We start from the raw sequence: 22,299 nt of genomic DNA, 5'->3' as shown, positions 1-22,299 counted from the left end.
GCAGGCGCTCAGGTCGGGGGAGTGCTCCCTCGCCCTGGCCGGCGGAGTCGCGGTCATGGCCACGCCCGAGGTCTTCCCTGATCAGGTCCGCCACCGCCCCCGGCCCCTTCTGCACGCGGCCCGTCAGTGCCGCTTCGGCGCCTCGACCACGGCGCACGACCAGGTGAAGCCCGCGCCGGCGTTGAGCAGCAGTGCGAACTCTCCGGCGCCGAGGGCGGAGCGGCCCACCACCTCGTGGAGCCCTGCCGCGAGATCACCCGTACCCAGGTGGCCGGTCTCGCAGCCCCAGTCCACGGCAGGCGCGTCGACGAGTTCCCGCAGCAGAGGGATCCACGCGTCGTCCAGGGTCTTGCGAGCCAGCCGGGGAAGTATCACGAAACGGATCCGGGGATCACCGGCGTCGAGCCCGGCGTCGCGCAGCGCGCCCGCCACCACGTGCCGGATCATTTCGCGGTTGGTCTTCTTGAACGGCTCGACGCCGTGCTCGCGCAGGTAGACCCGCTTGGTCCGGCGCATGTCGACCACCGCGGAGTTCTCGCGGGGCACCTGCGCGAAGGGGTCCGTACCGCGGTGCATCATCTCCAGGTGCGGGGCGGCGCCGGTGTGCAGGGCGCGCAGCACGAGGTCGTCCGGGCCGGCCGGCGAGCGCAGCAGCACCGCCGTGGCGGCGTCACCGTAGGCGGCTCCGTAGTCGCTGCGCCACCGGTCGAAGCCGGGCATGGCGAAGCGGTCGGCCGTCGTGACCAGGGCGTGCCGGGGAGCCGGTTCCCGCCCTTCCCCGGCCGTCATCCGGGCAGCCGCCAGCTCCAGCGCCGCCGCCCCGCCGTTGCATATCTGCTGGATCCCGACGGGAACGGCTGTGTGGGCGCCCAGCTGGTGGGCGATGTAGTGCGGCGGGGACCACAGGTCGTGGCCCTGGTAGTACATCCACGCGTGCAGCAGCAGCGACACGTCGGCCGCCGGTACCCCGGCGCCGTGCAGGGCTTCCTGAGCTGCCAGCACGGCCATCTCCGGGGGCGCGACGTCCCCCGCGACAGGCAGCCGGGGGTCCCCCAGTTCCTTCGCCGTGCGTGCCTCGACCCGGCGTTCGGCCACGGCGGTCTCTGCGGTGTCCTGATGCTCCGGCAGCCACAGAGCCACCGAGGCGATACCTACCGGCACGGGCATTCTCATGCGAGGAGCTCCCTCTGATTTCGGCAGCGGGGCGGTCCCGCCCCCCGACACCTGATTCTTTCCAGCCGAAATCGAATGCACGTCAAACCGGCATGAAAGTTGAATGCAAACCGGCCGAACGGGCTTCTCTCCGCAGCCCGGCCTGTGGCAGCATCCTTTCCCGAAGGAAGTAGCCGAACCATCTGGTCGATCGAGAATTCAAAGAAAAGGAATTCACATGTCCGGCAACCTGGCCGTGGAACTTGCCCCGGAGATTCGCAATCGCGTCCGCGAGATCATCGCGGATGTCCTGGAGGTCGGCCCCGAGGAGATCCGGGAGGAGCACAGCTTCGCCGAGGACTTCGAGGCCGACTCCCTGCTCGTCATCGAGATGTTCTCCCGCTTCGAGCGGCAGCTGCACATCGAGATCCCGCAGGAGGAGCTCGTCGACCTCGACGACCTCGGCACGGCCTACGCCCTGATCGCGCGTCACGTGACAGAGCCGACGGGTGTCTGAGACACAGCTGCGTCGCGTTGCGGTCACCGGCCTCGGAGCGGTGAGCAGCCTGGGCATCGGAGCCGGGGCGTTCACCGAGGCCATACGCGAGGGACGCAGCGGAATCTCGCAGATCCGGTCGTTCGACAGCACCGGGTTCAACCACACGCAGGCCGGCGAAGTGCACGACTTCCGGCCGGAGGAGCACCTGAGGGTGCTGGAGCCCGCGCAGTGGGGCCGTAGCAGCCAGTTCGCGGCGGCGGCGGCCCGGCTCGCCGCGCAGGACGCGGGCTGGGAACCGGACGCCCTGGCCGCCGCGCGGGCGGGCAGCGCGATGGGCACCACCAACGGAGAGGCCCAGGTCTTCCAGGAGCTGACCGAGCAGTGGCTGGAACGGGGGCTGGAGGGGATCGACGGAGACCTCGCCTCCCGGGCCTGCGCCGACCGCATCGCGGCGGCCGTCAACACGGAACTGGGCCTGCACGGTGAGGCCCAGACCTTCGGTACGGCCTGTTCCGCGAGCAACTACGCGATCGGCTACGGCTTCGACGTCATCCGCAGTGGCGCGGCGGACGTGATGGTGGTCGGCGGCGCCGACGCGGTGAACCGCGCCACGCACGCCGGCTTCCACCGCCTGGGTGCCATCGCCCCGGACCTGTGCCGCCCGTTCGACGAGCACCGGGGCGGCATCATGACCGCGGAGGGAGGCGCCGCGCTGATCCTGGAGTCGTGGGAGAGTGCGGTCTCCCGGGGCGCCCGGATCTACGCCGAGGTGCTGGGCTACGGCATCACCTGCGATGCCAAGCACCCCACGCAGCCCGATCGGGACGGGATCGCCGAATGCATCCGGCGCGCCCACCGGGATGCCGGGGTGAAGCCGGACGAGGTCGACTACGTGTGCGCCCACGGCACGGGGACGTCCGCCAACGACTCCACCGAGGTCGCGGCTGTCCGCGAGGTGTTCGGCGACCGCCTTCCCGCGATCAGCTCGATCAAGTCGATGCTCGGTCACACCATGGGCGCGGCCAGCGGCTTCGGCGCGCTGGCGTGCTGCATGGCCCTGTACGAGGGCTTCCTCCCGCCGACCTCGACGGTCCGCACGGTGGACCCGGCCCTGGGCCCCGGCCTGGACTGCGTGCCGGGGCAGGCCCGCCCCGCCCGTCCGAACATCGTGGAGAACCACGGGTTCGCGTTCGGCGGGAACAACGCCATCGTGATGCTGGGGAGGCCCCAATGAACGGAACCGCCGCGCCCGCGGTACGGATCACCGGCTACGGCGTTCTGAGCGCCGCGGGCATCGGTGGCAAGGCCCTGTACGAGGCAGTCCGGTCCGGGGAGCTGCCCCTGGGTGACGACGCCGCCGAAGTACTGGGCGGACAGCCCGCACCGCCGGTGCGGCTGCTCCCCGTACCGGACTTCAATCCCCGGGAGCACCTGGGCCGCAAAGGCCTCAGCGTCCTCAGCCGGACCAGCACCCTGGGCATGACGGCCTCGGAGCTGGCCCTGGACGCCCTTCCGGAACTGACCGGGGAGTCGGAGCGCGCGGACACCGGTGTCGTGCTCGGCAGCAGCACCGGCAGCGCGCGGGCGTTCTCGGAGTTCTTCCGGGACACCTACGAGCTGGAGCGGCCCTACCTGGTCAGCCCGGCGCTCTTTCCCGGCCTGCTGCTCAACCACTGCGCCAGCCAAGTGGCCATGCGGCACTCCTTCACCGGTCTCAACGCCTCGCTGGCGGGTGGACACGTCTCCGCTCTGTCCGCACTGCGCTACGCCCGCAACGCCCTGACCACCGGTCGTGCCTCGCGCCTTCTGACCGGTGCCGTGGAGGAACTCAGCGCCCAGTCCGCCTGGGCCTGGTACCGGAGCGGTGACCTTCCCGAAGGTGCCCCGGTGGGTGAGGGCAGTGCCGTGTTCGTGCTCGAACGCGGTACGGAGGGGGCTGCTGCCCACCTGGCCGAACTTGCCGCTTGCGAGGTGTCTTTCAGTCCACTGAGCGAGGGACCCCTGGCTGTGTCGGCGGCACTCGCGCGCTGCATCGGGGACGCGCTGTCCGCGAGCGGATGCACACCCGCGGACATCGGCGTCGTGTCCTGCGGATCGAGCAGCAGGCCGGGCTGGGCGGCGGTGGAGTCCCGGGGCCGGGGCCGGGCTCTGGCCGGCTACGACCCGGAGGTCCTGCGCGTCCAGGACGTGCTGGGCGAAACCCACAGTGCGAGCGGCGCGCTCCAGTTGGCGGCGCTGCTCGGGTACTGGGGGGCCGACGGCCCACGGGGCGAGCCGAGGGCGTCCGGCAGCTGCGGTCTGATCACTTCCGTCGGGCACGACGGATCGGTCGCGGCGGCGGTCGTCAGGCGGCCCGCACCCTCGGCCTGACCCCCCCCCTCGTTCAGAGGCGGGTGTGCGCAGTGGTCACGGGGAGACGGTCCTCCCTGCGGGAGTACCCCAGTGACCACTGCGCACCGCCGTCGGCAGGGTCGGCGACGGAATGATGTGCGCTTGTACCGCCTTGTTGACCGCGTCGAGCCTCGACACGGCTCCGAGCTTGCGGAAGACGCTGTTCAGATGCCGTTTGACCGTTCCCTCGGTGATGCGGAGCCTGTCGGCGATCTGACGGTTGCTCATCGCCGCGGCCACGCTGACCAGTACCTGACGCTCGCGCGAGGAGAGGGCCTGTCCGTCGAAACCCACCGCGGCCGGACCGCGGGGCACCATGACCGTGGTGTCCGCCGCCTCCCCGAGGGTCCGCTCGATCGCCATGAGGAGCGCTTCCCGGTCGATGCCCTTGTGCAGCACGCCGCGTGCGCCGGCGGCCAGGACCTCCTCGACGAGACCCGGCTCCGCGTAGGCGGAAAGGCAGAGGACCCGCGTACGCGGGGAAATGTTCAGGATGTCGCGGACCGTGCCCGCCCCCCGGCTGTGAGGCATGCGGAAGTCCAGGAGCAACAGGTCGGGGCGCTCGGCGGCTGCACACCGTACGGCCGCGGCCCCGTCGGCGGCGTGCCCCACCACGGTGAGGCCGGGTTGCCCTTCGAGCAGGTCACCGAGTGTCTCCCGGAACAGATTGTGGTCATCGGCCAGGACGATGCGGGTGGGCGCCATGGTGGGGGTCCTTGTCACAGTCGGATGCTGAGGGGCAGATGGATCTCGACGCACGTGCCCTCGCCCGGTTCGCTCCCGATGTGCAGGCGGCCGCCCAGGTCCTCGATGCGTCCCTCCATCGACCGCAGGCCGTGGCCGTCGCTCGTCTCCCTCAGGTCGCGTTCGGCCACGAAGCCGACCCCGTCGTCCTGGACCCGCGCGTACAGCCAGCGCCGGGTGGTGCGGACGGTGACCTCGATCCGCTCGGCCCCGGCGTGCGTGAGGCAGTTGCGCAGTGCCTCGCGCAGGACGAGGAACAGCTCGCGGCGGCAGAGCTCGGAGGCCAGCGTCTCGTCGCCCGTCACCTTGACGGTGACGGTGGCCCGCGGCTCCATGTCGGCGAGCCAGCGCTGCAAGGCCTCACCGACCGGCGGTGTGTGCGAGCTCCGGCGCAAGGCGCCGATCAGGATCCGGTTCTCGCGGGCGGCCTCGCCGAGGGCTTTCCTGGCGACGGCGAGATGGGGGGCGGCCCGGCCGGGGTCGTCCTCACCCAGTTCGATGCGGTGCAGCGCCACGGCCAGGGCGTTGCCCAGCTCGTCATGGAGCCAGCGGCCGAGACGGCGGCGTTCGCTCCAGCCGGGGTCGCCGTTCCAGAGGCCGAACTCCATGGCGCGCATGACGTGACCGAGTCTCCGGACGACGGCCATCCCGCGCTCCATCCGGTCGCGGCTGTCCGCGGTACCGGTCTCCGTCACCTGGAGCAGAGCGCATTCGAGCAACAGGGTGCCCGCGGCCACCAGGTACTGCGGGGCGCAACCACCTGCGGGCTGCTCTGCTCCGCCCACGGGTCCGGGTTCCTCGGGGGAGGGGCTTCCGGCCGCCTCGGCGAGCTGCAGAACGCGGCGGGCGTAGGCAAGGCAGGAGGCGTCACGGTGGGGGTCGTCCGGTTGGCCCGGGCGCCCGAGCGAGGGCAGTTCGAGAGTGAAGCGATGGAGGATCGCCACGGCCTCCGCCCGGAGAAGGGCGTCCGTCGGGGTCACCGGGGGCGGTGCCGCGAGGCGGACGGCGCCCATCGGCTTGTGGAGACGGGACGACGACCGGGCCCCCCGGGGCGCACCGGGGGCGCGGGTCGCCCGCACGAGCCCCTCGTACAGAGCTTCCGCGAACACCGGGGCGGATGAGCTGTCCATCGAACTCCTCAACGTCACTCAGCTCCCACGGGCACTCCCGCAAGACTCCCTGACAGTAAACAGACAGACTTGTCTGATTGTCAAAGCTCCTTACGCCATCCTGCGGGACGTGCCGCACCTGCTGTGGGTCTTCGTGGAGCCCTCGAACGCCCAGTCTTTCCGGCTTATTTCAGAAGAAAAACGCCCATATTCGCTCGGCTGGGGCTGTGCGGTGAGCGCCGCGGGTCAACCATGGAACAGACAGACTTGTCTGTTACGAGTGCCGGGTGGTTGACTGACCGCACGGGGCTCAGGCTCTGAAGACCCGCTCCCGAAGCCGAGGAAAGGCGTAGCGCCGGATGCAGAAGCGCGCCGAGCAGACACGTCAGGCGCTCATCCGCGCAACCGCCGAACTCATCGGCGACGGAGGTCTGCGCGCTGCCGGACTGGTCAACATCTGCCGCACGGCGGGGGTGAGCAGAGGGGCTCTCTACCACCACTTCGACACCACGGAGGCGGTGGCCGCCGCCGTCCGCGTCCGGGCGTGTGAAGTGGTCACGGGTCTGATCGACGACGCCTTCGAAGCCCCCGCCTCCACCGGAGCCGCTCACTTCAGTACGTCTCTGTGCCGTGCTCTGCGTGAGGACGTGACGGTGCGGGCCGGCCTGCAGCTGAGCCCGAGCGGATCCGACGGGAGCCCGCGGCTGCTCGATGAGGTGCTCGATCAGGTGCGCAGCAGGATGGGCGAGCGCCAATCGGACGACCTCGCGGATCTGGCCGTGGTCGTCACGGCCGGTCTGGAATCCCTCGGCCGCCGGGACGCCACATGGTGGGACCCGGAGACCTCGGAACGCATCTGGTCGGTACTCGACCGCGTGCTCAGCCCTCCTGCGCAGGGGTCGTCCGCAGACGGCTGATCATGGCGGGGGTGGCGAAGCCGGGCAGCAGCAGCCGCCACATGGACGCCACGCGCTCGAGGAGGTCCCGTCGTCCGCTGTAGACCTGGGACATCAGCTGAACGCCCGTGAAAGCCCCGACGATGAACGTGGTCAGCTCGTCGAGGTCTGCGCCCGGCAGGATCTCGCCCTGTTCCGCGGCCTCCGCCAGAAGGCCGGCGATCACCTCGGTCGACCACTGGTACGGAGTGCGCTCCGGATAGGTGAACGAGGTCTGTTCCACCGTCAGCCGCACACTGGCGCGCAGTACCGGATCGCACTGCAGCCGGCGGGCGAACTCCAGGGTCAAGTCGATGGCCGCCTGCAGCTTCACCTCGTTCGGCGGGGCCACCAGAGCTTCCGTCTGGGCCTCGACCAGAGCGATGGCGATGGCCTCTTTTGAGGCGAAGTGGTGGTACAGGGCCCCTCGTGTCAGCCCGGTGTGGACGAGGATGTCGGTCGTGCTCGCCCCGTCGTAGCCCCGCTCGTCGAAGACTCGCGCCGCCGCCTCCAGAATCGAGCGTCTGGACCGCGTTCCCCGCTCTTGCTGCACCACCTGGCCAGTACCCCTCTTTGATCTTTATCACTTTGAAAATCCGACAGACCTGTCTGTATCTTAACGGCTGTAGGTGATCATCAGCCACTGTGGCGGGCACCCGAGCAGGTAGCCCCGCCCTGCCAGCGAAGAGACAGGCGGCTTGAAATGCAGCCCAGCGGGACAGACCTCACCATGCGACGCAGGCCCTCCATTTACCCTGCCCACAGTCTCGCAGGCGATCCCCGCCTACGCACTCGGGCTCTCGCGCTCACCACCATCGTCCCGCGGGAGTACGTACACCGAGCCTCCGTCTCGGAGGTGTTCCTCACGCATTGGGAAACAAACAGCCCCGACAGTTTCTCCGTGACGGCGCAGTGGCCTCGTGGGCACGCGCTCTTCGTCCCGTCCGGTGGCTACCAGGACCCCCTGCTGCTCGTCGAGTCGGTGCGCCAGGTCGGTGCACTGCTGTCCCACGCGGAGTACGGGGTGCCGTTCGGGTACCAGTTCTTAATGAGTGACATGACGTACTCCGCACACGTGGACGCCCTCACCGCAGGGCCGGCCCCCACCGAGGTCGAACTCCTCGTCAACTGTCACGACATAGTCCGCCGCGGCACGCGGCTCGTCGGCCTTCGCTACCACGTCACCGTGATGAGAGACGGACAGCCCCTCGCCGTCGCCGAGGCGGCCTTCACCTGCGTCAGCCCCTCCGTCTACCAGCGGCTCCGCGGCGAACGCTCCACCAGCGCACCGGCACCGTCCGCCCCCATCCTGCCCGTCCTCGTCGGCCGTACGTCCTCCCGCGACGTGGTCCTGTCCGCGGCCGGCCCCCATGCCGGCCCCAAGTGGCGACTGCGGTTGGACACCACGCACCCCATCTTCTTCGACCACCCCGTCGATCACGTCCCGGGCATGGTCCTCATAGAAGCCGCGCGGCAGGCCGCCCATGCGGGCACCGGTCTGCCCCACTCACTTCCCGTCCAGCTCACGAGCGCCTTCGAACGCTATGTGGAGTTCGACTCTCCCTGCTGGATCGAAGCCGAAGCGAGCGAACCGGACACCGACGGCTGCGTCACGTCCCACGTCCGCGGAAGCCAGGACGGTCAGACGACGTTCACGGCCGCCGTCACCCTCCGACCGCTCCGCTGACGCCGGAGGATCCCGTGCCCCAGATCGTGATCACGGGAAGTGCCGGCTTCATCGGCCGCCACGTCACCCGCCACGCCGAGAACCTGCGCCTACCGCTCCGCCTGATGTCGCACCACACCGAAATCCCGGCCACCGCCCACGGCACCGAGATCGTCCCGGCCGACCTGCGCGATCCCGCGAGCCTGCGAGGTCTGTGCGACGGCGCGGACGTACTGATCCACTGCGCTTCGCAGATCGGCGGTCCACGCGAACTCTGCGAAACCGTCAACACCCGGGGCACCGAGGCGCTGGTGGAGGAGGCGCTGCGCAGCGGCGTCTCGCGCATCGTCCACCTCAGCACCGCCGCCGTCTACGGCCGGGGCGTCTACCGCCAGGCCCGCGCGGAAGACCTGGTGCGCAGCCCCCTGTCCGACACCTCACGAACCCGGGCGGCCGCCGAGGACATCGTTCTCGCCGCCGGGGGCGTCGTCCTGCGCCCCCACCTGGTGTACGGGGCGCATGACGCCAAGGTGGTTCCCGGGCTGGCCCGCCTGCTCAGGACCCTGCCCGGCTCCGTGGAGGGCTGGGCCGGGCGAACCTCGGCCGTCGCGGCGGAAGACCTCGCCCGTGTCCTGGTCGCCACCGCTCTCGCGCCCGCCGAACGGCTCACCACGTCCGTATACCACGCCAACCACCCGCAGCCCGTGCTGTGGAGCGAGCTGCTCCGGGCCGTCGCCGCGGCCCTGTCCCTGCCCTGGCCGGGTTCCGACCTCACCTGTCACGAGGCCGAACTCCACCTGGAAGCACAGGGCATTCCCACGCACGACCTCGACATGGTCACCACTGACCACTGGTTCGACAGCCGTCCGCTCTGGACGGCGGTCGCCTGTGACCCCGGACCCGGTTTCGCCGACCGTTTCCCCCGCTACGCCTCCTCCTACCGGAACGCGCTCATGGCCCGTGAACGGGTCTGACACCCCACCCGGGTGAAAGGTCCCGTCCGATCGCGAGACCGGGCGGGATCCTCGTGCTTTCCGGGTCCGAATCCCCTTGGGCTTCCCCCGCGGGCGACGGCTAAACTCCGCTCGCCCGCAACCCGTGTGATGGTCACAGGGGTCGGGCCTGCTTGAACTGGGGGGTTCATGAGTTTGCTGCCGATCGGCAGAAGAGTGCGGGACAGACGGGGGAGAGGCCGCGGGGCGGTCGCCTCCGGTGCGTTGCTGCTCGCCGTCCTCACCGCGTTCACCGGCCAGACCGGATCCGCGTTCGCGGCGGCGGCGCCGCCCGCGGCCACCGCCTCACCGCAGGCCGAGCCCACGGCGCCGGCCCCGGCCGGGCCCAAGGCCCCGCCGAAGGCGGACCCGAAGGCCGACCACGAAGCCGCCGTGCGGGCGCTGGGGCAGAGCGACGTCGCGGAGACCTGCCCTGCGGCGCTCGCACCGCACACGACCGTCAACTGCACGGTCGAGCCGTACAAGACCGTCTCCTTCGCGCTCACCCTGCCGCAGCAGAAGGACGTGGTCCTGTTCCAGGTCCTCCACTCGCACTGGGCGAACTCCAGGCTGGTCGCACCGGACGGCACCGCCGTCACCTGTGAGAACCTGCTCGGCTCCGGCTCCGCGGACGGTGCCATGCGCTGTTACACGGGCGCGGCGGGAACGTACAAGCTGGAGATCACGGACCAGTACGGCACGGAGAACTCCGTCTCCGCCTCGTACGTTCCGCTGCTCTCCTCCGCCGCCTGCAAGGCGGTGGGCGCCGCCGACCGCAAGCTCGGCGCCCCGACCGTGTTCCACGGCTCGCTGGCCGCCGGTTCGGCAGGCGACTGCTACACGCTGGACCTGGCCGCGAACGACGTGCTGCGCACCTACGCCTCCACCTACCGGGTGCAGCAGGCGGTCGTCGACGCCACGGGCAAGGAGATCTGCACGACCCGCGGCCACGAGGGCGACACCCTCGACTGCCGGCTCACGGGCACCGCGCCGTTCCGGATGTCGGTGGTCCAGGGTTCGGGGGCCGCCGAAGCCTACGACGTCACCGCGGCGCGGCTCTCCAAGCCGGAGGGCTGCGTCGTGGTGGAGCCGCAGGCGTTCGGGGTCTCCCCGGACCTCACCTCCACGGCCCGCTGCCGGACCCTGCGGGTGTCCGCCGCCTCCTTCCACAGCTTCCGCCCGGTCTCGGCCACGAGCGCTCCCTACGGCGGGCTGTTCACCGGCGACGGCACCGCGCTGCTCGGCGACTGCGCGCAGGGCGCCTGTGAGCTGGCCCAGGGTGACCACACCTGGGTGGTCGACCCCCGCAGCACCGACACGGGTGCCTTCGGCATGGCCTTCCACTCCGCCAAGGAGACCCGGGGCTGCACCGCCACCCACGACAACGGCCTGGTGGCCGGACCTGCGACCGGTACGTTCGGCGGACCCGGACAGCACCTGTGCCTGACCCTGCCGACCGCCACGGGCAAGGGCGTCTACCTGCTCAACCGGCCGCCGGCCGAAGGCACCCCCGCCAAAGCGAAGGTCTACGACGCGTCGGGTGCCCCGCAGTGCGACAGCGACGGCTACTCGTACCGCGTCTGCAAGCTGACCGGCACCGCCCCGTTCCGTGCGGTGCTGAGCGGCGAGGCGTCCAAGGCGTTCGCACTGGTCATCCACCGGACCGAGGAGACCGCGGGCTGCACCGCATGGCGCCAGACCGGGTTCGACGGCACCTGGGGCGCTGAGGCCTCGCTGTCGCCGGAGGTGCGCTCCGTCTGCCTGAGCGTTCCGGCGAACGCGCACTCCACGGCCGAGATGCTCGACTACGCCAATCTCGCCAACAGCGTCAACGCCTCGGTCCAGCTGGTCGATCCGGCCGGCACCGTGGCGTGCAACACGGTCGGCAGCTCCACCACCATCTGTCCGCTCGCCGCCGGTGTTTCGTACACGGCGATGCTGCTCCCCTCGAGCTGGCAGCCGGACACGTACAAGCTGGTCCGGCGCGATGTCTCGGCGACGGCGAACTGCACCGTGCCGGCTTCGACGAAGGTCGGCGGCCCGTCCACGCCCTTCGACCTGACCTCGGCGCTCGACGCCCGCTGCGTCCGGGTCACGGGGGCCGCTTCGGACAAGTTCTGGCTGAGCTCGCGAACGCTCGGGAACCCCAGGTACGAGCCCTCGACCCTGCTCATGGCCGTCGATGCCCAGGGCAAGTACGTCTGCCGCCAGGCAGGCGTCTCCTGCCAGGTCACCGGCTCGACCTCGTACGTGGCGATCGTGCTCGCCTCGGGGTACCGCGACAAGCCCGTCCACACCGACGTGGACGCGTGGAAGGCTGCCACGGCAGCCGGCTGGGCCCCGGAGTGCTCCGGCAACCGGGTCTCCGTGGACGGCTTCGCGGTGCGCAGCGGGGTGCTCTCGGAATCCTCGGCCGCCTACTGCGCCGTGATCGACGTCAAGCCCGGCCAGTCCTTCGACGTGGTCGGCAACACCAGCTCCACGAACGGCAACCACCCGAGCGTGAACCTGCTGAGCGCCACCCAGTGGAGCAGCTCGTACCTCGGGTACCAGTGCACCCAGTACTCCGGCAGGTTCGGTGGCGACTGCATGGCCACGAACAACGGCGAGGCCGGCCAAGCCCTCCTGATGCTCAGTGCCTCCAAGGCCGCCACCCCGGTCGAGTACAGCATCCAGGGCATCTGCAGGGATGGGTGCACGCGCCCGCCGACCCCGCTGCCGACGTCCGTCGGCCCCGCCACGGGCGCCGCCGGAACGCAGACCCAGGCCGTCGTCCAGGGCACCGGGCTCACCCTCGGTACCAAGATCAAGCTCTCCCGGCTCGGGAGCGGCTCGGAGCGGTTCATGACGCCGCTGTCGGTGAACGCCGACGGCACCGCGCTGACCGTCCTGGTCGACACCAACGGCCTGGAGCCCGGCAAGTACGACGTGATCGGCGACGGTGTCGGGTACTCCACCGGAGTGCCCTCCCCGGGCTACCTCCCGAACGCGTACACGGTGACGGCGGCGGCGGCTTCGGCGAAGAGCCGGTTCGTGCCGATCACTCCGTCGCGGTTCCTGGACACGCGTGACGGTGTCGGGGCTGCGAAGGCGCGGGTCGGCCCGGGTGGTGTGGTCACGCTTCAGGTGGCCGGTGTGAAGGGTGTTCCGGCGACCGGGGTGAGTGCGGTCGTGATGAACGTGACCGCCGTCAACCCGACCGAGGCGGGGCACGTGATGGTGTACCCGAACGGGCAGCCGAAGCCCGCGGTGTCGAACCTCAACTTTGCGGCCGGGCAGATCGTCCCGAACCTGGTGACGGTGCCGGTCGTGAACGGGAAGGTGGACCTGCGCAACAATGCGGGATCGGTGGATCTGATCGCGGACGTGACCGGGTACTTCACGGACAAGGCCGCGACCGGTTCGGCCTTCACGCCGATCACTCCGTCGCGGTTCCTGGACACGCGTGATGGTGTCGGGGCTACGAAGGCGCGGGTGGGTCCGGGTGGTGTGGTGACCCTTCAGGTGGCCGGTGTGAAGGGTGTTCCGGCGAGCGGGGTGAGCGCCGTCGTGATGAACGTGACCGCGGTGTCGCCGACGGAGGCCGGGCACGTGACCGTCTACCCGAACGGGCAGGCGGCTCCCGGGGTGTCGAACCTCAACTTCACCGCTGGGCAGGTCGTGCCCAACCTGGTGACCGTTCCGGTGGTGAACGGAAAGGTGGACCTGCGCAACAACTCGGGGTCGGTGGACCTGATCGCCGACGTCACGGGCTACTACTCGGCGGACGGGTCGACGTTCTCGGCCGGTTCCCCGGTACGGCTGCTGGACACCCGGGACGGGACCGGCGCCCGCGCCGGGGCGGTGGGCCAGGGCGGGATCGTCAGCCTCAAGGTCGCCGGTGTCGAGGGCGTGCCGCTGACCGGGGTGACGGCGGTTGTTCTCAACGTCACCGTGACCGGCCCGACGCAGGACGGCCACCTCATCGTGCAGCCCCACGGGGTCGCGCGCCCGAACGTGTCGAACCTCAACTTCACGGCCGGGCGAACCGTCTCCAACCTGGTGGTCGTGCCCGTGGTGGACGGCCGGGTGACGTTCTACAACAACACCGGTTCCGCAGATGTGATCGCCGACCTGAACGGCTACTTCACCTCCTGACGGACCTGCGCGGACAAGCGCACAAGCGGACAGGACGAGGGGCCCGGCCGATCGTGAGATCGGCCGGGCCCCTCCGTCGTGGGCCCGCGTCAGTTCACCGAGTCGAGCGTGGCGCGCTGCTCGGGCGTCAGGTCGAGCGCCACCGCTCCGAGGTTCTCCTCCAGCTGTTCCACCGAGGAAGCGCCGACCAGCGGGAGCACCGGGATGTCGCCGCCCATCAGCCAGGACAGGACGACCTGGTTCACGGTGGCGCCGGTCTCGGCGGCGACCTCGCGGACCGCGCGCAGGCGGCGCTCGGTGCCCGCGTGTTCGAAGCCGGGGCCGAGCGGCTTGTCGTCGCGTACGTAGGCGCCGGCGATCAGCGGGGAGTACGAGACCTGCGTGAGGGACGGGTTGTCCCGGAGGTAGCTGAGCAGGTCGCCGCTCACCAGGCCCTGGTTGCCGTCGGGCGAGCGCAGGCTGGGGATGTCGGTGCGCTGGCGCAGGTAGCTGTGGTGGTGCTGGAGCACCTCGTAGCCCGGTACGCCGGCCGCGGCGGCGAGCGTACGGGCGCGCTCCACGCGCCAGGCCCAGTGGTTGCTGGCGCCGAGCAGGCCGGCCGTGCCGTCCGCGACGACGTCGGCGAAGCCCTGGACGGTCTCCTCCAGTGGAGTGTTCTCGTCCATGATGTGCGCGTACAGCAGGTGGATCCGCTCGATGCCGAGGCGCTCGCGGCTGCGCTCCGCCGACTCGCGGATGACCTTGGCGGACAGGCCTTCCACATCGAGGCTGAAGCCGCTGGTGGGCTGGTTGGGGCGGGCGCCCAGCTTGGTGGCGACGGTGATCTCGTCGCCGATGCCGCGGCTGCGCAGCCAGCGTCCGACCAGCTCCTCGCTCTCGCCGCCCTGGGTGCCGTTCACCCAGAAGGCGTAGTTGTTGGAGGTGTCGATGAACGTGCCGCCCGCCTCCACGAACCGGTCGAGGATCCGTACGAGGTGGCCTCGTCGACGGTCGTGCCGAAGGTCATCGTGCCGAGGCTCAGCACGCTCACTTCGCGGCGGGTCTCGGGGGCGGAGCCGATGACGCGGTATTTCACGGTGGTGCCTTTCGGTTCGGTCCGGCTCCCGGCCGTGGCACCGCGCCCGCGCGGACCGGCTGGTTCCCCGTCACGCGCCGCGCCGGGCAGGGGAAGCGTTTTCCGTTCAACGTACATGAAGGCCATGGGGTGGTGAAGTGCCCTTCGCCGCCGCCGCGTTGCATCGATGACCAGCGTGAACTCGCCCCCGGGCAGGACCGCCCGGGCCTCCCCGAGAATGGCCCCATGACGATCACCGATGGGCGGGACGGCGGGACGGAACAGGCCTGGGCGGCGCTCGGCGGGGCGCCGGAGCTCGCCGGGCGGGTGCGGTACCGCGGCGCGGGAAACCTGGGGGACGGGCCGCTGCCCGTAAGGGAGCTGGCGCGGGCCACGGTCGGGGCGTGCGCGCTGGCCGCGGCGGAACTGGCGGTGGTGCGAGCGGGGGAGGGGCCGGACGGCCTCGCCGCGCCCGTCGTGGACGAGGGCGCGGTCGCGGCGGCCTTCGTCAGCGAGCGGCACCTGCGGGTACGCGGGCGGAAGCCGGTGAGCTTCGCGCCGCTGTCCGGCTTCTGGCGGGCGGCCGACGGCTGGGTCCGTACGCACGCCAACTATCCGCACCACGAAGCGGCGCTGGTACGGGCGCTGGGGCTGCCGGCGGCGGCACCGGAGGCGGTACGGGCCGCGGTGGCGGGGCGCGCGGCCCTCGACGTACAGGAACTCGTCTACGGGGAGGGCGGCCTGGCCGTCGCCGTGGCGGGCCGGTACGGGGATCCGCGGCCGCTGGTGGAGACCGTACGGGAGACCGGGGCCCCGGGCCGGACGCTCGGGCCCGCCCCGGGCGGGCTGCCCGCGGCCGGGGTGCGGGTGCTGGACCTGACCCGGGTCATCGCGGGACCGGTGGCGACCCGCACGCTCGGACTGCTGGGCGCGGACGTCCTGCGGATCGACCCGCCGGGGCTGCCGGAGGCGGACGACGCGTACGCGGACACCGGATTCGGCAAACGGTCCGCGCTGCTGGACCTCGCGGCCGCGGCGGACCGGGCGGTGTTCGACCGGCTGCTGGCCGAGGCGGACGTGGTGGTGACCGGGTACCGGCCGGGGGCGCTGGAGCGGTACGGGCTCGGGCCGGCGGAACTGCTGGAGCGGCGGCCGGGGCTGGTGGTGGCCCAGCTGTGCGCGTGGGGGTGGGACGGCCCGTGGGCCGGCCGGCGGGGATTCGACTCGCTGGTGCAGGCGGGCTACGGGATCGCCGCGCGGTGCGCCGGTCCGGACGGTGTGCCGGGGGTGCTGCCGGCGCAGGCGCTGGACCACGGCACGGGATATCTGATGGCGGCGGGCGTGCTGAGGGCGTTGGCCGAGGGCCCGCGCGGGCGCGCCCTGCGGTTCTCCCTGGCGGGAACGGCCTCGTGGCTGGTCAGGGACGTCCCGGCCGCCGCCCCGGCCGCCGGGGGCCACGCGGGGTACGCGGCGGAACCGTGGCTCCGGTACACGGACTCGGGATACGGGCCCCTCCGGTACGCCGCAGGGCCGCTCGGGGACTGGAAGCGCGGCCCGTCCCGCTGGGGCACGGACGCCGCGGTCTGGCTCCCGCGCCCGGCCGGGGCTCAGGCCGTCCCGGGGTGTCCTCCCGAGGGGGTGTGAAGACCGGCTCCGCGGTGCTCGTGAAGAGGTGATCGGCTAGCGGGACACGTCCCGGACGTCCCGGACCAGCGGCTTCGCCATGCAGCGACTGGAGTCGTGGAAGCGGTAGTGGCCGAACTTGGCTGACGGGGAGTAGCCCGCGGAGAGGTACAGGGCGATCGCCTCGGGCTGCTGGTCGCCCGTTTCCAGGACCATGCGGACGCGGCCCGCCGCGCGGGCGTCGTCCTCCAGCGCCGCCAGGATCCGGCGGGCCAGGCCCAGACCGCGCGCCTCCGGGATCACGTACATGCGCTTCAGCTCGGCGTCGCCGTCCGAGTAGCCCTCGTCGTTCTGCTCCTGGCTGCGCCAGCCGCCGCTCGCGACCGGGGCGCCCGCGGCGTCGTACGCCAGCAGGTAGAGCCCGGCCGGCCGGGCGAACATCGCCGGGTCGAGGAAGGTGACGTCACCCTCGCCGTCGTACCGCTCCTGGTACTCGAGCTGGACCTGGTCGTTGAGCTTGACCGCGTCCGGGTGGTCGTACGGCACCGGGCGGAGGTCTATACCGTGAGACATTCGAATATCGTACGGAACCGTCCCGCTAAGGTGCAGGGATGCTCACCGTGACCTCCGTGAATGTGAATGGGATCCGCGCTGCCGCCAAGAAGGGGTTCGGGGCGTGGCTCCAGGGATCCGACGCCGACGTGGTGTGCCTTCAGGAGGTGCGGGCCGAGGAGGGGCAGATCCCGGAGGAGGTCCGGACCCCCGGGGGCTGGCACACCGTTTTCGCGCCGGCCGCCGCCAAGGGGAGGGCCGGGGTCGCGCTGTACACGCGGCGCGCGCCCGAACGGGTGCAGGTCGGATTCGGGAGTGACGAATTCGACACCAGCGGGCGGTACCTCGAGATCGATCTGCCCGGCGTGACGGTCGCCAGCCTCTACCTGCCCTCCGGCGAGGCCGGGACCGAGAGGCAGGACGAGAAGTACCGGTTCATGGCGGAGTTCCACACCTACCTCCAGGGGCTGAGGACGCGGGCCGCCGCGGACGGGCGCGAGGTCGTGGTCTGCGGCGACTGGAACATCTGCCACCAGGAAGCCGACCTCAAGAACTGGAAGACCAACCGGAAGAACGCCGGCTTCCTGCCCGAGGAACGGGAGTGGCTCGGGAAGGTCTACGCGGAGGCCGGGTACGTCGACGTCGTGCGGGCCCTGCACCCCGACACCGAAGGCCCGTACTCCTGGTGGTCCTACCGCGGGCGGGCGTTCGACAACGACGCCGGCTGGCGCATCGACCTGCAGGTCGCGACGCCCGGACTTGCCGCGAAGGCGGTCAAGGCGTTCGTCGAGCGCGCCGAGACGCACCCCGAGCGCTGGTCCGACCACGCGCCCGTGACGGTCGTCTACGAGCTCGGGGTTTGACCGGATCCGGATGCCAGCAGGCGGTCCATCGCCATCGCCAGCTCGGCCTCGACCACGCTCTTGGCCAGCGGGCGCAGGCGCGGGAGGGCGTCCTGCGGGAGGTGGGCCGTGATCAGCTCGGTGAACAGGGCCGCCATCGCGTCCGCGTGCTCGCGGACGCGGCGGCCCGTCTCCAGGACCGCCGAGAGCGGAACGCCCTCGCGGACCAGGGCCGAGGAGACGTCCAGCAGACGCCGGCTGACGTGCACGATCTCGTCGCCGTCGGTGGCGAGGTAGCCGAGGTCGAGCGAGGCCGCCAGGTTCTCCGGGGTGACCTCGCCCTCGAAGTAGTCGGCCAGCGCCTCCGGCGTCAGCCGGACCGGGGTCTCCTCCGACCAGCCGATGCCGAGCAGCTCGCCGAGCTGGCTGACGTCACGGCCGCTCTCGAAGGCGGCGGTCAGCTCGGCGATGCCGCCGAGGGTGTGGCCGCGCTCCAGCAGGGCGGCGATGGTGCGCAGCCGCGCCAGGTGGTGGTCGTCGTACCAGGCGATGCGGCCCTCGCGGCGCGGCGGCGGGAGCAGCTTGCGTTCGCGGTAGAAGCGCAGGGTGCGGACCGGGATGCCGGCCAGCTCGGCCAGTTCCTCCGTGCGGTACTCGCGCACTGTCTTCGCTTCCGTCTCTTCCTTCGCCACAGCCGCAGCCTATGGCGTACCGGCAGTAACTTTCCGGGCTTGACCCCTACCCATGAGTACGGGGCTGCTCTACTCTCCCGATTGTGCCAGTGATTGCTGGCAGCGTTGCAGGTGCGGATGTGATGCGGTGGAAGGTGGCTGGCATGGGCGGCGGCATGGGCAGCGGCGGTGACATCGCACGACGTGAGCATGTGCGCGTGGCGGTGATCGGGTCCGGATTCGGGGGGCTCGGCGCGGCCGTGCGGCTGCGGCGCGAGGGGATCACCGACTTCGTCGTACTGGAGCGGGCCGACTCGGTCGGCGGGACCTGGCGTGACAACAGCTACCCCGGGTGCGCGTGCGACGTCCCCTCCCACCTGTACTCCTTCTCCTTCGCGCCCAATCCGGACTGGCCCCGGACCTTCTCGGGGCAGCCGGCCATCCGCGCGTACCTGGAGCACGTCGCCGACACCTTCGGACTGCGCCCGCACATCCGGCTCGACTCCGAGGTCCGGATGATGCGCTGGGACGCGGAGGAGCTGCGCTGGGAGATCGAGACCTCCGCCGGTCCGCTCACCGCCGACGTGGTGGTGTCGGCGACCGGGCCGCTGTCCGACCCGAAGATGCCGGAGGTTCCCGGGCTCGCCGAGTTCCCCGGCAAGGTCTTCCACTCCGCCCGCTGGGACCACGACTACGACGTCCGCGGCAAGCGCGTCGCCATGATCGGTACGGGCGCCTCCGCCATCCAGATCGTGCCGGCCATCGCCCCCGAGGTGGAGCGCCTGACGCTCTTCCAGCGGACCCCGCCGTGGGTGATGCCGCGCACCGACCGGGCCATCACCGCCGTCGAGCGCTGGCTGCACCGCCAGCTGCCCTTCACCCGGGCGGCGCGGCGCGGGCTGCTGTGGGGCATCAGGGAACTCCAGGTCAGCGCCTTTACCAAGCGGCCGAACCAGCTCGGGCTCATCGAATCGCTCGCCAAGGCCAACATGGCGCGCTCGATCAAGGACCCGGCCCTGCGCGCCAAGCTGACGCCCTCGTACCGGATCGGCTGCAAGCGGATCCTGCTCTCCAGCGAGTACTACCCGGCCCTGGCCCGGCCGGACGTGGACCTGGTCGCCTCCGGGCTGAAGGAGATCCGCGGTTCGGTCCTGGTCGCCGCCGACGGGACGGAGACCGAGGCCGACGCGATCGTCTTCGGCACCGGCTTCCACGTCACGGACATGCCGATCGCCGACCGGGTGGTGGGCGCGGACGGCACGACCCTCGCGGACGCGTGGAAGGACGGGATGCAGGCGCTGCGCGGGGCCACCGCGGCCGGCTTCCCCAACTGGATGACGATCATCGGGCCGAACACCGGGCTCGGGAACAGCTCGATGATCCTGATGATCGAGTCGCAGCTCAACTACATGGCCGACTACCTGCGGCAGCTGGCCCTCCTCGGTGGAAGCAGCCCGAGCGGCCGGGCCGCGCTCGCGGCCCGGCCGTCCGCCGTGAACAAGTGGAACCGGCACGTGCAGGCCCGGATGGAGCGGACGGTGTGGAACACCGGCGGCTGCACCAGCTGGTACCTGGACGCCCAGGGCCGCAACACGACCGTCTGGCCCGGCACGACCGGCGAGTTCCGCAAGGAGACGCGCACCGTCGACCTGTCGGAGTACGAGGTCCTCCGCGTCCGGGACAGGGAGCCGGTCCCGGCCGTCGCCAAGGCCGCCACGAAGGAGGCCGCCGAGGCCGCCACGAAGGAGCCCGCCGAGGCCGCCACCGAGGAGAGTGCCGCGTGAGCCGCCCGGCACACGTCACCACGGGGCCGTACGCGCCCCCGGTCGGGCGACGCGAGTTCGTCGCCGTCTCCGCCGACGGGGCACAGCTGCACGTCGAGGTGCACGGCGACGAGGGCGCGCCGGCCGTGGTGCTGGCGCACGGCTGGACCTGCTCCACCGCGTTCTGGGCCGCCCAGATCCGGGAGCTGGCGAAGGACCACCGGGTCATCGCCTACGACCAGCGCGGCCACGGCCGCAGCCCCGCCGCCCGGGAGCACAGCACCACCGCCCTCGCCGACGACCTGGTCGCCGTCCTGGGATCCGTCCTCGCCCCCGGGGAGCGGGCGGTCGTCGCCGGGCACTCCATGGGCGGCATGACGATCATGGCGGCCGCCGCCCGCCCGGAGTTCACCGAACGCGTCGCGGCCGCGCTGCTGTGCAGCACCGGCAGCGGCCGGCTGGTCGCGGAGGCGACGGTCGTGCCCCTGCGCCCAGGGCGCGCGAGGACCCGTATCACCGGCTCGGTGCTCGGCTCGCGCGCCCCTCTCGGACCGGTCACGCCGGTCGCGAAGAAGGTCCTCAAGTACGCCACCATGGGCCGCGGTTCCGCGCCCGACAAGGTCGAGGCGTGCGCCCGCATCGTGCACGCCTGCCCCACCAACGTCCGCCGCGCGTGGTCCCAGGTGCTGGCCGGGCTGGACCTGGACGCCGACGTGGCCCGGCTCACCGTGCCCACCGCCGTCATCGGCGGCAAGGACGACCGGCTCACACCCGTCGTGCACGCCCGCGGGCTCGCGGCCGCGCTCCCGAACTGCGTGGGCCTCACCGAGCTCACCGGGACGGGGCACATGACCCCGATCGAGGCCCCCGAGGCCGTCACCGGCGCCTTGCGCGAGCTGGCGTCCCTGTACCTCCCCGCCGTAGAGAAGGAGAAGACGCCGTGAGCGCTCGCAGGAGTCTGGAAGGCCAGGTCGCCGTCGTCACCGGCGCCGCCCGCGGGGTCGGCGAGCTCCTCGCCCGCAAACTCTCCGCGCGCGGCGCGAAGATCGCCCTCGTGGGCCTGGAGCCGGAGGCCCTCAAGGAGGTCTCCGAACAGCTGCACACCGACAGCGGCCACTGGTACGCCGACGTCACCGACCACGAGGCCATGGCCCGGGTCGCCGAGGAGGTCGAGCAGCGATTCGGCAAGGTCGACATCGTCGTCGCCAACGCGGGCGTCGCCTCCGGCGGACCCTTCGCCGATTCCGACCCCGACGCGTGGCGCCGGGTGATCGAGGTCAACCTCATCGGCGGGGCCGTCACCGCACGGGCCTTCCTGCCCGTCCTGACCGAGAGCCGCGGCTACTTCCTCCAGATCGCCTCGCTCGCCGCGATCACCCCGGCGCCGATGATGACCGCGTACTGCGCCTCCAAGTCCGGCGTCGAGGCGTTCGCCCACTGCCTGCGCGCCGAGGTCGGCTACAAGGGCGTCAAGGTCGGTGTCGGCTACCTCTCCTGGACGGACACCGACATGGTGCGCGGCGCCGACCAGGACGAGGTCATGCGGGAGCTGCGTCAGCGGCTGCCGTGGCCCTCGAACCGCACGTACCCGCTGGGCCCGGCCGTCGACCGGATCGTCGCGGGCATCGAGCGGCGCTCGGCGCACGTGTACGCGCAGTGGTGGCTGCGCGGGATGCAGGGCGTGCGAGGCTACCTGCCGGGGATCATCGGGGCCGTCGGGCAGCGCGAGATGAAGCGGTTCGAGCCGCGACTGGCCGGTGTTTCCAAGGGGCTTGTGGGGGCCGGCGGGGCCGCGGACGAGCGGGAGCGCACGCAGAGTAACTGATCGAAATGCGAGCTTTGTCCGCCCATGCCAGTCTGGTCGAGGCCCCACCACCAACACCCCTTCTGGAGTGAACGAGCATGGGTATCAAGGACCAGTTCCAGGACAAGGCGCACGAGCTCAAGGAGCAGGCGCAGAAGGCTGCGCAGGGCGCGAAGGGCGAAGCCTCCGAGCGTGCCCGGCAGACGAAGGGCAAGAAGCAGCCCCAGAGCCCGCAGCAGCCGGACGCGGCGCGCCGGCCGGACACGGCACGCCAGTCGTGGGACGAGGTCGACGACAACTTCTAGCGGCCCTGGCTGCCCCGAGGGGCGCGATCCACACGGATCGCGCCCCTCGCGCATGCCCTA

At 71.4% G+C, this 22,299-nt stretch carries 19 protein-coding genes and 1 pseudogene; 13 read left to right on the top strand and 7 right to left on the bottom strand.

Features of this window, described 5'->3' with window-relative positions:
- Nucleotides 1–123: 123 nt before the first annotated feature.
- Nucleotides 124–1,173 carry a ketoacyl-ACP synthase III family protein gene (locus tag AB0D48_RS20020; RefSeq protein ID WP_362398190.1) on the bottom strand — a complete coding sequence of 350 codons (1,050 nt, stop codon included), beginning with the start codon at nt 1,171–1,173 and terminating at the stop codon, nt 124–126.
- A gap of 217 nt (nt 1,174–1,390) precedes the next feature.
- Between AB0D48_RS20020 and AB0D48_RS20015 the strand changes: the two genes are divergently transcribed.
- From AB0D48_RS20015 to AB0D48_RS20005, 3 genes are read left to right on the top strand one after another with little or no spacing between them, the layout of a single operon-like run.
- On the top strand, nt 1,391–1,669 hold the full coding sequence (locus AB0D48_RS20015; RefSeq protein ID WP_362398187.1) for an acyl carrier protein: 279 nt from the start codon (nt 1,391–1,393) through the stop codon (nt 1,667–1,669).
- The gene (locus AB0D48_RS20010; RefSeq protein WP_362398184.1) at nt 1,662–2,885 is read left to right on the top strand and encodes a beta-ketoacyl-[acyl-carrier-protein] synthase family protein; all 1,224 of its coding nucleotides are present in this window, start codon (nt 1,662–1,664) and stop codon (nt 2,883–2,885) included. Before AB0D48_RS20015 ends, AB0D48_RS20010 begins: the two co-directional genes overlap by 8 nt.
- Nucleotides 2,882–4,021, top strand: coding sequence for a beta-ketoacyl synthase N-terminal-like domain-containing protein (locus AB0D48_RS20005; RefSeq protein ID WP_362398181.1), 1,140 nt, complete (start codon nt 2,882–2,884; stop codon nt 4,019–4,021). The genes AB0D48_RS20010 and AB0D48_RS20005 overlap by 4 nt, the downstream gene beginning before the upstream one ends.
- 36 nt (nt 4,022–4,057) lie before the next feature.
- Here AB0D48_RS20005 and AB0D48_RS20000 read toward each other — a convergent pair whose 3' ends face one another.
- Both AB0D48_RS20000 and AB0D48_RS19995 read right to left on the bottom strand, forming a co-directional pair.
- On the bottom strand, nt 4,058–4,747 hold the full coding sequence (locus AB0D48_RS20000; protein ID WP_362398178.1) for a response regulator transcription factor: 690 nt from the start codon (nt 4,745–4,747) through the stop codon (nt 4,058–4,060).
- Between the two features lie 14 nt (nt 4,748–4,761).
- On the bottom strand, nt 4,762–5,916 hold the full coding sequence (locus AB0D48_RS19995; RefSeq protein WP_362398175.1) for an ATP-binding protein: 1,155 nt from the start codon (nt 5,914–5,916) through the stop codon (nt 4,762–4,764).
- A gap of 338 nt (nt 5,917–6,254) precedes the next feature.
- Between AB0D48_RS19995 and AB0D48_RS19990 the strand changes: the two genes are divergently transcribed.
- Nucleotides 6,255–6,812, top strand: a complete 558-nt coding sequence (locus AB0D48_RS19990) for a TetR/AcrR family transcriptional regulator (RefSeq protein ID WP_362398172.1) — start codon at nt 6,255–6,257, stop codon at nt 6,810–6,812.
- Here the strand turns inward: AB0D48_RS19990 and AB0D48_RS19985 are convergent.
- A complete protein-coding gene (locus AB0D48_RS19985; protein WP_362398169.1) occupies nt 6,775–7,386 on the bottom strand; it encodes a ScbR family autoregulator-binding transcription factor in 612 nt (203 codons plus the stop codon). The genes AB0D48_RS19990 and AB0D48_RS19985 overlap by 38 nt on opposite strands.
- Before the next feature lie 192 nt (nt 7,387–7,578).
- Here AB0D48_RS19985 and AB0D48_RS19980 point away from each other — a divergent pair, with 192 nt between their 5' ends.
- The 3 genes from AB0D48_RS19980 to AB0D48_RS19970 all read left to right on the top strand — a co-directional run bounded on the left by AB0D48_RS19980 (nt 7,579) and on the right by AB0D48_RS19970 (nt 13,625).
- Entirely contained in the window at nt 7,579–8,517 is a 939-nt protein-coding gene (locus AB0D48_RS19980; RefSeq protein ID WP_362398240.1) for a ScbA/BarX family gamma-butyrolactone biosynthesis protein, read from the top strand.
- A 14-nt stretch (nt 8,518–8,531) separates the two neighbouring features.
- A complete protein-coding gene (locus AB0D48_RS19975) occupies nt 8,532–9,470 on the top strand; it encodes an NAD-dependent epimerase/dehydratase family protein (protein WP_362398166.1) in 939 nt (312 codons plus the stop codon).
- Between the two features lie 168 nt (nt 9,471–9,638).
- Nucleotides 9,639–13,625, top strand: a complete 3,987-nt coding sequence (locus AB0D48_RS19970; RefSeq protein WP_362398163.1) for a hypothetical protein — start codon at nt 9,639–9,641, stop codon at nt 13,623–13,625.
- An 89-nt stretch (nt 13,626–13,714) separates the two neighbouring features.
- Here AB0D48_RS19970 and AB0D48_RS19965 read toward each other — a convergent pair.
- Nucleotides 13,715–14,700: pseudogene (locus AB0D48_RS19965) on the bottom strand (aldo/keto reductase).
- Between the two features lie 225 nt (nt 14,701–14,925).
- On the opposite strand from AB0D48_RS19965, the gene AB0D48_RS19960 reads away from it, so the two are divergent.
- Entirely contained in the window at nt 14,926–16,323 is a 1,398-nt protein-coding gene (locus tag AB0D48_RS19960) for a CoA transferase (RefSeq protein WP_362398160.1), read from the top strand.
- A gap of 36 nt (nt 16,324–16,359) precedes the next feature.
- Here the strand turns inward: AB0D48_RS19960 and AB0D48_RS19955 are convergent, their stop codons facing one another.
- Nucleotides 16,360–16,875: a GNAT family N-acetyltransferase gene (locus tag AB0D48_RS19955; RefSeq protein WP_362398157.1), complete on the bottom strand. Its 516-nt coding sequence runs from the start codon at nt 16,873–16,875 to the stop codon at nt 16,360–16,362.
- A gap of 38 nt (nt 16,876–16,913) precedes the next feature.
- Here AB0D48_RS19955 and AB0D48_RS19950 point away from each other — a divergent pair, with 38 nt between their 5' ends.
- The gene (locus AB0D48_RS19950) at nt 16,914–17,717 is read left to right on the top strand and encodes an exodeoxyribonuclease III (protein WP_362398154.1); all 804 of its coding nucleotides are present in this window, start codon (nt 16,914–16,916) and stop codon (nt 17,715–17,717) included.
- Here the strand turns inward: AB0D48_RS19950 and AB0D48_RS19945 are convergent.
- Entirely contained in the window at nt 17,699–18,388 is a 690-nt protein-coding gene (locus AB0D48_RS19945) for a MerR family transcriptional regulator (protein WP_362398151.1), read from the bottom strand. The genes AB0D48_RS19950 and AB0D48_RS19945 overlap by 19 nt on opposite strands.
- A gap of 173 nt (nt 18,389–18,561) precedes the next feature.
- On the opposite strand from AB0D48_RS19945, the gene AB0D48_RS19940 reads away from it, so the two are divergent.
- From AB0D48_RS19940 to AB0D48_RS19925, 4 genes are all read left to right on the top strand, one after another.
- Nucleotides 18,562–20,151 (top strand): NAD(P)/FAD-dependent oxidoreductase, encoded by a 1,590-nt coding sequence (locus AB0D48_RS19940; RefSeq protein WP_362398237.1) that lies wholly within the window; start codon nt 18,562–18,564, stop codon nt 20,149–20,151.
- On the top strand, nt 20,148–21,074 hold the full coding sequence (locus AB0D48_RS19935; protein WP_362398148.1) for an alpha/beta hydrolase: 927 nt from the start codon (nt 20,148–20,150) through the stop codon (nt 21,072–21,074). The genes AB0D48_RS19940 and AB0D48_RS19935 overlap by 4 nt, the downstream gene beginning before the upstream one ends.
- Nucleotides 21,071–21,955, top strand: a complete 885-nt coding sequence (locus AB0D48_RS19930; protein ID WP_362398145.1) for an SDR family oxidoreductase — start codon at nt 21,071–21,073, stop codon at nt 21,953–21,955. Before AB0D48_RS19935 ends, AB0D48_RS19930 begins: the two co-directional genes overlap by 4 nt.
- A 77-nt stretch (nt 21,956–22,032) precedes the next feature.
- Nucleotides 22,033–22,239, top strand: a complete 207-nt coding sequence (locus AB0D48_RS19925; RefSeq protein WP_362398142.1) for a hypothetical protein — start codon at nt 22,033–22,035, stop codon at nt 22,237–22,239.
- Nucleotides 22,240–22,299: the final 60 nt, after the last annotated feature.

Origin of the sequence: Streptomyces sp. NPDC048269, from assembly GCF_040652395.1 — a bacterium.
GTDB lineage: Bacteria > Actinomycetota > Actinomycetes > Streptomycetales > Streptomycetaceae > Streptomyces.
The sequence above is the reverse complement of the archived record's forward strand: the minus strand, read 5'-3'. Positions and strand labels throughout refer to the sequence as shown.